Source organism: Oribacterium sp. FC2011 (assembly GCF_000701645.1).
In the GTDB taxonomy this organism is placed as follows: Bacteria; Bacillota; Clostridia; order Lachnospirales; family Lachnospiraceae; genus Oribacterium.
This window is the reverse complement of sequence record NZ_JNJM01000042.1, coordinates 1-10028: the sequence shown is the minus strand read 5'-3', so window position 1 is coordinate 10028 and position 10028 is coordinate 1. Positions and strand designations below refer to the sequence as shown.

General features: G+C 40.4%; 10 protein-coding genes and 1 pseudogene. 8 read left to right on the top strand and 3 right to left on the bottom strand.

Annotated features, from left to right (window positions below; genetic code table 11):
- From T357_RS21620 to T357_RS0117790, 6 genes and pseudogenes are all read left to right on the top strand, one after another.
- A pseudogene (locus T357_RS21620) lies at nt 1-182 on the top strand (hypothetical protein); the annotation flags it as partial.
- A gap of 159 nt (nt 183-341) precedes the next feature.
- Nucleotides 342-731 (top strand): hypothetical protein, encoded by a 390-nt coding sequence (locus T357_RS0117810; protein ID WP_242840148.1) that lies wholly within the window; start codon nt 342-344, stop codon nt 729-731.
- A 207-nt stretch (nt 732-938) separates the two neighbouring features.
- A complete protein-coding gene (locus T357_RS0117805) occupies nt 939-1703 on the top strand; it encodes a transglutaminase domain-containing protein (protein WP_031555538.1) in 765 nt (254 codons plus the stop codon).
- A 150-nt stretch (nt 1704-1853) separates the two neighbouring features.
- On the top strand, nt 1854-3587 hold the full coding sequence (locus tag T357_RS0117800) for a hypothetical protein (RefSeq protein ID WP_031555537.1): 1734 nt from the start codon (nt 1854-1856) through the stop codon (nt 3585-3587).
- A gap of 60 nt (nt 3588-3647) precedes the next feature.
- Nucleotides 3648-4487 carry a hypothetical protein gene (locus tag T357_RS0117795; protein ID WP_155991557.1) on the top strand — a complete coding sequence of 280 codons (840 nt, stop codon included), beginning with the start codon at nt 3648-3650 and terminating at the stop codon, nt 4485-4487.
- Between the two features lie 122 nt (nt 4488-4609).
- Nucleotides 4610-4801, top strand: a complete 192-nt coding sequence (locus T357_RS0117790) for a hypothetical protein (RefSeq protein ID WP_031555535.1) — start codon at nt 4610-4612, stop codon at nt 4799-4801.
- A gap of 59 nt (nt 4802-4860) precedes the next feature.
- Here the strand turns inward: T357_RS0117790 and T357_RS0117785 are convergent, their stop codons facing one another.
- Nucleotides 4861-6174 (bottom strand): SLC13 family permease, encoded by a 1314-nt coding sequence (locus T357_RS0117785; protein ID WP_031555533.1) that lies wholly within the window; start codon nt 6172-6174, stop codon nt 4861-4863.
- Between the two features lie 30 nt (nt 6175-6204).
- Complete coding sequence (locus tag T357_RS0117780; RefSeq protein ID WP_031555531.1) at nt 6205-7071, bottom strand: DUF6282 family protein; 867 nt, start codon at nt 7069-7071, stop codon at nt 6205-6207.
- 326 nt (nt 7072-7397) lie between these two features.
- Between T357_RS0117780 and T357_RS0117775 the strand changes: the two genes are divergently transcribed.
- Complete coding sequence (locus tag T357_RS0117775; protein ID WP_031555528.1) at nt 7398-8321, top strand: LysR family transcriptional regulator; 924 nt, start codon at nt 7398-7400, stop codon at nt 8319-8321.
- Nucleotides 8322-8531: 210 nt separating this feature from the next.
- The gene (locus T357_RS0117770) at nt 8532-8981 is read left to right on the top strand and encodes a single-stranded DNA-binding protein (protein WP_031555526.1); all 450 of its coding nucleotides are present in this window, start codon (nt 8532-8534) and stop codon (nt 8979-8981) included.
- Between the two features lie 384 nt (nt 8982-9365).
- Here the strand turns inward: T357_RS0117770 and T357_RS0117765 are convergent.
- Nucleotides 9366-10028 (bottom strand): FAD:protein FMN transferase (locus T357_RS0117765; protein ID WP_031555515.1); only part of this gene is annotated, 663 nt, incomplete at its 5' end.

Below are 10028 nucleotides of genomic sequence, written 5' to 3'. Positions count from 1 at the left end.
TGGTACAAAGAGACTGGTACTCATCATTTTTACTTTACTGTTACAATCATAAGACCAAAGCTGTAGACAAAGAGAAATGTATTGCGACTTTTGACAAGTGTCACACAAAAGAAAAAGCCCTGATCGCATGGATCAAGGCTAATAAGATTAAAATACTAAACAGCGGAATTAAGGTAGCTTAAAACAATTAAATATGGGCGATTGACTGTACGTCCTTGTCACAAGACAGAAATTTACCGCTAATGTGGTCGTTGGACTGCTTGGTAATGAAAGTCCTGATTCAAATAGATTTACACCTGTAACTCCAAAGTCTGAAAATGATGTACGATTACAGGCTAGGCTTGGTAATCAGAACCCCACGGGCTTGCCCGTGGGAGCAGTCAGTCTCTGACGAAGAAGATCTGTTTAGAAAGTGTATCATATTCTATGCGACGATTTCTGCAAAGGAAGTGAACAAAAACTTTGATACATCTGCCATAGATAGTCTTACCTTCTCAAAAATAAAATCTGATCTTTTCCCAGTTTTAGCAGTAAGAGATAAGTTTGATCTTGACGGTAAGAAGCAACAGGCTAAGGATTACATAAAACATCTCATGAACCCGACAGAATCAGAAATGGATTACATTAACTCCTTCATAGCGAAGGAATACAAGCCTGAACTGCTCTTTGATGACACCGAGATCGTTGAGCGTATACGTAAGCATCCGATGGCATTATGGAAGTGTAAATAAGAAATACGGTAGAAGAAAAAACAATAAAAAGTGACGTTTTTGTAGCACCGTGAGTAATTAATCCCCCTCCTCTAATGTACAGGTGGGGGATTAATTGCAATAAAAATTTAAATACGCATCAATTATATTTTTTCTATCAGCAGCCACACATAGAGTCAAAAGTCCTACCATAATTATGGTGATTACTAGAGAAAGGACTCTAAGCTTATGAGAAAAATATTAATCACAGCAATTATAGCAATGCTATTCGTAATGCCGTCACAGGCATACACCAGGGAAGACTTTGAAACAATTTATCAGAATGAGCCGGACCAAAACATAAAAGAAATGGGTATAAGGCAGCTTGAGCTAGAACTTGGCATAAATACAGGTACCGACAAAAGGACCGTGGGGCATTTCACAAGAAGTAATTTTGATTTTTGCACCATGACTTCTCTCGTCAACACTAAGAAGCAGACTGTTAGCGGAAGAACCGAAACAGATTTTACGATGTATCTCAGTAAAGATAATGTCTACGACTACGCATATTATAAAGAACGTGAAAAGGATCTGGATCTTCTGGTTGCACATATCGGCATAGTAAAAACCATGACTCAAGGGATGTCGGATATAGAAAAAGCAACCTTCATTCATGACTTTATTGCAGACCGGTTTCAGTATGACACTGAAGGTAGTATAAACAGTGCCATACAGGGTTTCAAAACAGGATACACCGAATGCACCGGATACACGGCAGCTTACTATATCTTGGGACTAAACTGCGGGTTGAAAGTCAGAGCCCAATCCGGAACTACACAAAACGGAGGACTCCATACCTTCAATATTGTCACAATAGACGGACAAGATCTGGCAGTAGATGTGACAAATGATGATGCGAATAACAATAAAGAATATATGCTTATACCACTTCAAGAATACATTGCTATTTCAGGGATATCACCTCATAAGGATTCCCTGTCATGTATGGGTTAAGCCAAAACTATCTTGAATACCTTTTATGGCCGGCAAAAAAGCCGGTCTTTTTTTACAAAAAATCTCAAAAAAATACTAAATAAGGAAAATCCCTTCCCATAATTACCTTAGACAGTACGTATCGATGTTTCGTACAGATTGAGAGGTTGTATGGCAAAGACAAACGAAGATTTCGAAAATGCCAATAAATGGCAGAAACTAAACGATAACAAAAAAGATAGTTATTCAAACAAAAGGGATTACGATGCAGAGTATCTCAATAACAAGAAGGCTGATTCTGTACTGCGTGCTGAAAGGATGACTGACAAGGAACTCCTCGATGCGTATGAGAAAAATGAGAAGGACTACGTAGCAAGCAAAGAAAAGCCGCCTGTTATAGACCAGAAGAATAAATCTCTCCCTTTGGAAGCATTCAAAAAACTCATAACCTGGGTAATTGTAAAGCTTAATGAGCTGGCTGAGATCGCAAAGGCAACGCTTCTCCGTGTGGCCATTGGAAAAGACGGGGTAAGCAAAGTTATTGATAATACAAGAAAAGATGAAGAAAAGGCAGAACGTCAGCAGAAACTTGAGCGTGAGATCTCTGAGCTTGATAAAAATGCCATAAGGGAAGAACTTAAGCGGAGAGGCATTGGAAAAGAATCCCCCGAAAATGTAAACAATGGCAAAGGCCAGGAACCACCTAAACAAGAGTCTCCTAAGCAGGAGCCTCCAATACAGGAAAGAGAAGCAGAAGATGCACTTGGAAAAAGCGACAAGACAAGACTTGACCGGCTCTACCTCGGTTCCATGTCATGGAGTGATGAAAAGAGCAAAGATGATTTTGCTAAATTCAAGGCAGAATATGAAGCATACATAAAGGACTATACAGGGCTTACTGTAGATATTTCAGGAAGGCAAGCAAACCAGGAATTGGCACCAACCAAACAAGGAGCCCTCTATATAAAAATAATTGACGAAAAACTGGGTGACTGCTCATTTGAATACCGTGGTGACGGAAATATTGAGCATATAAGCAACGAAAAAACAGAAAAACTTGTTAATGAGCTTGAAAAACTCACATCCCATTACATAAATGACTATGATAAGGACAGCCAAAAATCAAGAACGGCATCAGGTATATATCCCGGAAAGAATGCTATCAGAAACTTGGTGGTAGATATAAAATCCCTATTAAGCAGAGAGAACCCATCTGAAACAGTTATTTTCTATGGAAGCATAATAAATGGATGTCTAAAAGACGGTCACATAACATTCACGGTTAATGGAAAAGATATCAAGGAATATGCCGGAAAAGAGGGAGTTCTGTCAGAAGCAGAGCCCATATATAAGGCAATCAAAGCAGAAATCGACAAGGATATAAATAAATATCACGATAAAGGGCCTGAAAAGGAACAGGATTCAAAGACTTTCAAGGACCTCGTTGCAAATACAGTAAAAGAACTTGAAGCTGAAAAGAGTAAGAACGAAGAAGATTCCACAAAAAAAGACGAACCTGTAAAGACTAACCCCGACGTTTCAACTGGCAAGGATGATAAAGGAAAAACCGATATTGATCCTGATATTTCTCCTGAAACACCTAATGATGATTCTATCGGAAAGCAGTATCCTGATGTTGGTGATTCAGTAAACCCCGAACCTATAGATAACACTCCGGGTAATACCCATGAGGCCGGAAACGAAAGCAGCAATTTCAGCGTAATCGCAAACTTCGGCGGAGAAGATATTTCTGCATTCACTCCACTAGAAGATTGCGGAGAGCAGGTATTCGGTGATGACGATTTGAATCAGATGTTCAATTTTGAAAATGAATTAGATAACAGCAATGATACTGAACCTAATACAATAGATGCTCCCGAAGAAGAGGAAGAAATCGGCGCATAAATACTAATAAAAAGACAATTTCTCCCATGATCAGAAGGAGAAAATACGGAGGAAGAAGAATTGGAACGTATATCACGAAGCAACATGCAATCCATACTGGATTATACTGATAAAGACGTAAGAGAGCTCCATGAGCAGGCCCTCGAAAATCTCAGAGAAATAGGTTTTGTCAACCCGATAGATGCTTTTAAGGCTCTTTCTGCAAAGGACTCAAAGGGGAGAAATACAACACTGCTGGAGATACGAGAGATATATGTATCACCAAATGTTGGCACAGAGGACAGAGAGTTATCGAGAATCATAACCCTTTATCCTGAGATAACAATAGAAGGCGGCGGCCAGTACTCACAGCTGGTGCTCACCTTTGAAAATAACAGATTCCCAGACATGAACAGAATCTGGCAGATTTTAGAGAGTTACGGAAAGGAAAGTGCAGAATACAGGGAAAATATCGATGATTACCCTATGCTGCAGCTGACAATCCTTCCATTAACTCTTGATGGACGATATGGTTTTGTAATGTCATCCCCTATAATGTGGTTCCTTACCCCTGCGGATCCGGCAGAGGAACAGCCGAGACAGATACGTATGCTCATCGAGCCGGGAGGACTTCAGTTCGTACAGGACGAATCATACAGTGTAGAGAAAATCCTTGAAGAGTCAAGAAAGATGATGGCATCATACAAGATGGATCTACAGAGACAGCTTGATAAGGAAGAAGCTGAAAAGGAAATGCAGAGAGAAATGGAAACCGAGCAGAAACGGTTCCTTGAATCTAACGTCACAAATCATACCTTTGGCTATGATGAAAATACAGCAAGGACAGCGGAAAACAGACGGCAGGCTTGGAATGATATGCAAAAAGATGGAAAATTTAAGGTTGGAAATAAACGAGATTGATGCAGAATGCAGATTATATTAAATATCCCCTCTCATAATTAAATAGTAAGGTTGGTACGAGTCATCTGGAGCAAGACAGATGACTCATTTTTTTGGCTTTAAATGCCAGGAGGAGAGTCGTTATGGCTTATTTTCAGCTTGCTGCTTTTTTGTTACCTTTTATTTTTGCCGGAGCGGATTTTCTAGTACTTGTATATATGTTGCCAGGACTTGTTGATGAGTTCTGCGATGTTTTCGGGAAAACGCAACCTCCAAAAATCAGGGTAAAAAATAGAGGCATTGGCGTTACAAGAGATACAAAACTCGTTGCCTAAGCCACTGTCTAAAAAAAGCTGTCAGATTCGATCTGGCAGCTTTTTTATAACATATTATTTTACAGCACCATTGCAACTACGAAATTATACGCAGCACAAACAAGTACACTTACAGGAACCGCAACCATAAGAAGTCTATTGAACAAAGTATTTCTGTCCTCTTCCTTAGGTGTTGATCCGAGTATGAGAGATCCTCCTGATGAGAACGGGCTGATGGCGCTTGACTGGGCACCGAGTACTGTACATGCAAAGAGTACAGGAGCAGACAATCCAGTAGATGCTGCAAGTGCCGGGATAAGAGGGAACAGTGCCGGGGCAACAACACCTGTGGTTGAACTGAAGAAACTCATGATAGCAGCAATAATTGAGAACGCTATCGGAATAAGTGGCTTAGGAACATTTGAACCTACCCAGAGGCTGAGCATTTCGATAGTGCCTGCCTTAACTGCAACTGCAATAAGCATTCCGGCTCCGGCGATCATGATGATGGTATTCCATGGAATTCTCGCGATGGCATTCTTCTGAGGAGCAAGCTTCATAAGTAATGCAATTACCGCAAAAATGATAGCAACCAGACCTACATCAACTTTTCCCGCAATGTAGCTTATACTTTCATTTCCCGGCATAAGGATCTTGAGAAGAGGGAAAATAAGTACCACAACCATCATTGCGATCATAAGTGTAAGTGTTGTACTCTGCTCTTTTGTAAATGCTTCAGGCTTGTTAAACACAACGCCTTTTCCGATGTTTTTATTTTCCTTTGTTCCGTATCTGAAAATAGCAACAAGGATAAGTGAAAAGATCATGGAGAAGAAGAAAATCTGCATTTCCATTCCGAAGCTGTCAACAGCAGTAAGTTCGGGAGTTGCTTCATAAGCCGTATCCGCAAGACCTCTGAAAACTACACCGAGGTTTGAGGTTGGGAAGTTTCCGCCGCAAAGAGCACCGCAGTTAATAGCTACAGCACCGGTAACCTTATCCATTCTTGACTCATCGCAGATAACAAGAGTTATAGGTGCAAGGAATGCAAGAACAGTAAAGTATGTGGCTCCCATTACTGAAAGAATTACAGCTACCGCAAAGAGTGCAAAGGGGAGCATTCCCGGAAATTTTCGGCACGCATAAAGCAGTGAACCGGACATCTTCTCCAGTGTTCCGTTGATGGCGGCAACATTATAGAAAAGAGAAACCGAAAGTATAACAAACATGGTGTTCGTAGGCCAGAAAGCTATAACCTCCTTAGGCTTTAACCCCATGATGAAACAACCTATGATATAGGCAAAAACGATACAGAAAAGACCTGTATTAATCTTGGTTTTATATCCAAGGTAGATCGCCACAGCGATCGCCAGTATGATGACTGCACTTAACATTTTTATCCTCCTGATTACTCAACCTGTGTCTCATTCTTCAATTCCGAGAAGTCTGTATGGAATAGTCTTGGTCATATGATAAACGTGCTCGATAGGAATTCCGTACTCCACAAGATAATGCATATACTCATACATCTCTGTTTCCCAATCCGGATTCTCGACCTGACCACCGTCTGTATCAACCATAACGTGTTCGTATCCGACTTCCTTGATGAGCTCAGCATTCTCCTTAAGATTCAGATGATAAGGCTGTCCCTTACCCATGTTCTGCGCATAGCATCGCTCAAGAATAACATCGTAATCCTTAACCAATCTTATCTGATCTTCAATGGAATAATCACATACCCACCACTCAGGATGTGTGATAATGATCTTTTTAACACCTGCATCTCTTGCAGCTTCCACCACTGTGAATGCCTCCTCAGGTGACACATGCGCTGTTCCAAGAGCAACATCATAATCCTTTACAAGCTTAAATATGTCGATCAACTCCGGTATGACTTTTCCGTCTCTTACCAGTTCGATTCCATCAGCAGGATTCTGTCCCATTTTCTCAAGGTGACGTTTTGCCGATTGTGTCGGGAGCCATATTTCCTTGGCTCCAAGCTTCAATCCCTTCTCAACAGCCTCAGGATTAACGCCACCGATAACTTTATTCATTACAACACCACCGTACATGGTGAAGCCGGTATTCTCACCGTAAACCCGCTTTACATACTCATTTGCTATGGCAGCGCGGTTCACCGTAAATCCGAGATGTGATTTAATAACTATTGCTCTGGCTCCGACTCTTACAGCCGCATCAGCAAGCTGAAGATCATTATAAGCGCGTATTCTCAGATCTGGATTGGTGTGTACATGCATGTCACATATACCTTTAAGCGATACTCTGCTCATGTTTCCTCCTTACATGCTCCCTTAAGTGTTCCTGGTGCCAATGTTTACACCCGTTCACGATGTACATCTGTTGATTTATGAAATACCAATAATAATTCGGCCGGGTGGTATTTCATTAATCTTTAATGTGAGTATAATTAAAAACAACATATCGCAGAATACGATATTTCATTATACATCGTATCGGTTTTTCCGATATGTTACAGTATTTCAACGCTTCTTAAAATAAATGATAATTGCTTTAAATTTAATTAGCGGGGGAATATTGTGAAAAAGACTTTTCATCACTATTTGTGCTACGGCATGGCGGCGGAATGGAGAATGATATGGAAATAAAAGAGCTAAATTATCTAATCGCAATTTACGAAGAGCGGAGCATATCCAAAGCTGCGGAAAGACTCTATATGGCACAGTCCAGTCTTTCCCAGTTCCTGACCACCTATGAAAGTAATCTGGGGCACAAACTGTTTGTCCGTACTTCAAATGGCGTCCGTCCAACTGAATCCGGGCAGATTCTGATCGATTATGCCTATCACACCTTATCTGAGTACCATAGAGTACAGGATCAGATGCAGGATGTTTCCAACCTTAATGCAGGACATGTTATTCTGGGAATAAGTTCCTTTAGAGGTTCCTATCTTCTCCCTCCTGTACTTAATGCTTTTCATATGACCTATCCCAATATTCATGTTCAGATCGTGGAAAAGAATTCAATGGCACTTGAACAACTATTGTTAAACGGTGATATAGACATAGCTTTATTGGCTCACAAAGTGAAAAACAACCGACTTCATGTTGAAAATCTGATAAGAGACGAAATATGTCTAGTGACCAGTCCAAACCACCCCATAATAAGCAAAGCCAAGGTGAACAGGCAGCACAGTTTCTCCCACATCACCAAACGTATAGACATTAAGGACACAAAAAACTATGAATTCCTTTTGAGTGATTACGATACGATCCTTGGGCGTGAAGCCAGAAAACTGTTTTTGAAAAACGGTATAACTCCCATTGCCTATAACAACACTTTGTCCGCTCTTTTCGCGGCCTCACTGGCTGCCAACGGACAGGGACTTGCCTTCACCTATTATAGTTCGAGACATTATTTCCGAAATGCAGAGTTTCTGTCTCTTGGTAAGGATGCTCCAAGTGTAGAGCTCTCCACAGCCATTTCTGCAGAAAGATATCACTCCAAAGCAACCCTTGCTTTAAATGAAGTGATACATGAAATACTGAAAACTACGGAATGAAACAATGATAACTTGTCACCATATACTAGTAGATACACCCTCTGGTCTGGAAGCCTTTTTAAATTTATCATCAATAAGTAAAAAAAAATAATGTATAATACCAAAGATAATGCCCTAATATAACTGCTATTTGCGAAATGTGCTTCCATAATTAACTTGAAAAATAAAATAAGTAATTTGGTGGTTCGTCCACCGGAAAGAGAGGACAGAATGAATAAAGTTTTGTTAATGGGAAGATTAACCAGAGATCCTGATGTGAGATATTCACAGGGTGAAAACTCTACAGCAATTGCGAGATATACATTAGCTGTGGATCGTCGAGTGCGTAGGACAGAAGGCAGTGCCCAGGACCAGCAGACAGCTGACTTTATCGGCTGCGTTGCCTTCGGTAAATCTGCAGAATTTGCAGAGAAATATTTACACCAGGGAACCAAGATCTGCATTGAAGGCAGAATCCAGACCGGAAGCTATACAAATAAAGACGGTCAAAAGGTTTATACAACGGATATCGTTGTAGAAAACCAGGAGTTTGCCGAGAGTAAAGCTTCAGCCGGAAATAGCGGTTCTTCAGCTCAGAGTTACTCACAGAACGCTTCAGCAAATGATGGTTTTATGAGTATAGCGGATGGGGTAGAAGACGATGGTCTTCCGTTCAATTAAATCCTAATGTTCAAATAGAGCCGGCCGAGAGTCAGCTCTATTTTTAAATGAAACAATTGCGGACATCCGCAATTATTTCGTATATGTCTGAGAGAACAGTATTCGAAAGAAACAATCTCAAAAAAACGTATTACTCTTGAGGCAGGTATATGCCTATATGATTCCAATAATCTACAACATCCTTGAATCCATTCTCTAATGCATCCGTATCATCATAAACAAGGCCGCATTTAGAGCAGTATATCCTTACAATGGGACCGGAGTTTTAGTATACGATATCATCACAGCCGGACAAACAACATGGACAATTAGCTTTAATTTTCTTTACTCCAGTTTTTTCATCCATTAAAAAACTCCTGATAATCATTGGTACTCATCTAAGAGCTAACCTTTAGTAATCAAGCTATATTTACTATCTGACTTGAAATTATCCTTAAGCCCTTCTGTTACAAAGATATTTTTGTTTTCATCTACAAGCACCATTTCGAAATTCTCATTGCTTTCTTTCCAGAACTCCACAGCTTTATCGTAACCCATCACGACAACTGCTGAACCAAACGCATCAGCTAAAGCTGCATCATCTGAAATAACGGTTGACGCTACGATTCCCGAGTCTGCAAGCTGTCCGGTCTTCGGGTCAATGACTCTGCTGTTTCCATTAGACAAAGAATACGTGCCTTTTGAAGCAACGGTAAGAGATGATCCGTTAAATGAATCCATAAACTTTTCATCAATAGAAACAATCGCTATATAGCTGCCTGGTTCACCATTAGGGTCTTGTATTCCGACTTTCCATGGTTTACCATTAGGTTTTTTTCCAATCACTGTGGCATTTCCACCTAATAAAACTAATGCTCCTGATAATTCTTTCTCTGGTCTGTTGGAAAGTTCATCCGTTAGCTTATTTGCCGTATATCCTTTATAAATGTCCCGGATGTTAAGGGAATCCTCGCCGGCTTCGTCCTGTAATTTCAAACTAAAATATTCTTCTGTATCTTCAGAATACTCATTTGCTATGTCTACCAATTCCTTTAGGTCCCCGGAGTA

Excerpts from the sequence above, each read along its gene's own strand:
- T357_RS0117805 (WP_031555538.1), top strand. The coding sequence starts at position 939 with ATGAGAAAAATATTAATCACAGCAATTATAGCAATGCTATTCGTAATG.
- T357_RS0117800 (WP_031555537.1), top strand. The coding sequence starts at position 1,854 with ATGGCAAAGACAAACGAAGATTTCGAAAATGCCAATAAATGGCAGAAA.
- T357_RS0117790 (WP_031555535.1), top strand. The coding sequence starts at position 4,610 with ATGGCTTATTTTCAGCTTGCTGCTTTTTTGTTACCTTTTATTTTTGCC.
- T357_RS0117785 (WP_031555533.1), bottom strand. The coding sequence starts at position 6,174 with ATGTTAAGTGCAGTCATCATACTGGCGATCGCTGTGGCGATCTACCTT.
- T357_RS0117780 (WP_031555531.1), bottom strand. The coding sequence starts at position 7,071 with ATGAGCAGAGTATCGCTTAAAGGTATATGTGACATGCATGTACACACC.
- T357_RS0117775 (WP_031555528.1), top strand. The coding sequence starts at position 7,398 with ATGGAAATAAAAGAGCTAAATTATCTAATCGCAATTTACGAAGAGCGG.
- T357_RS0117770 (WP_031555526.1), top strand. The coding sequence starts at position 8,532 with ATGAATAAAGTTTTGTTAATGGGAAGATTAACCAGAGATCCTGATGTG.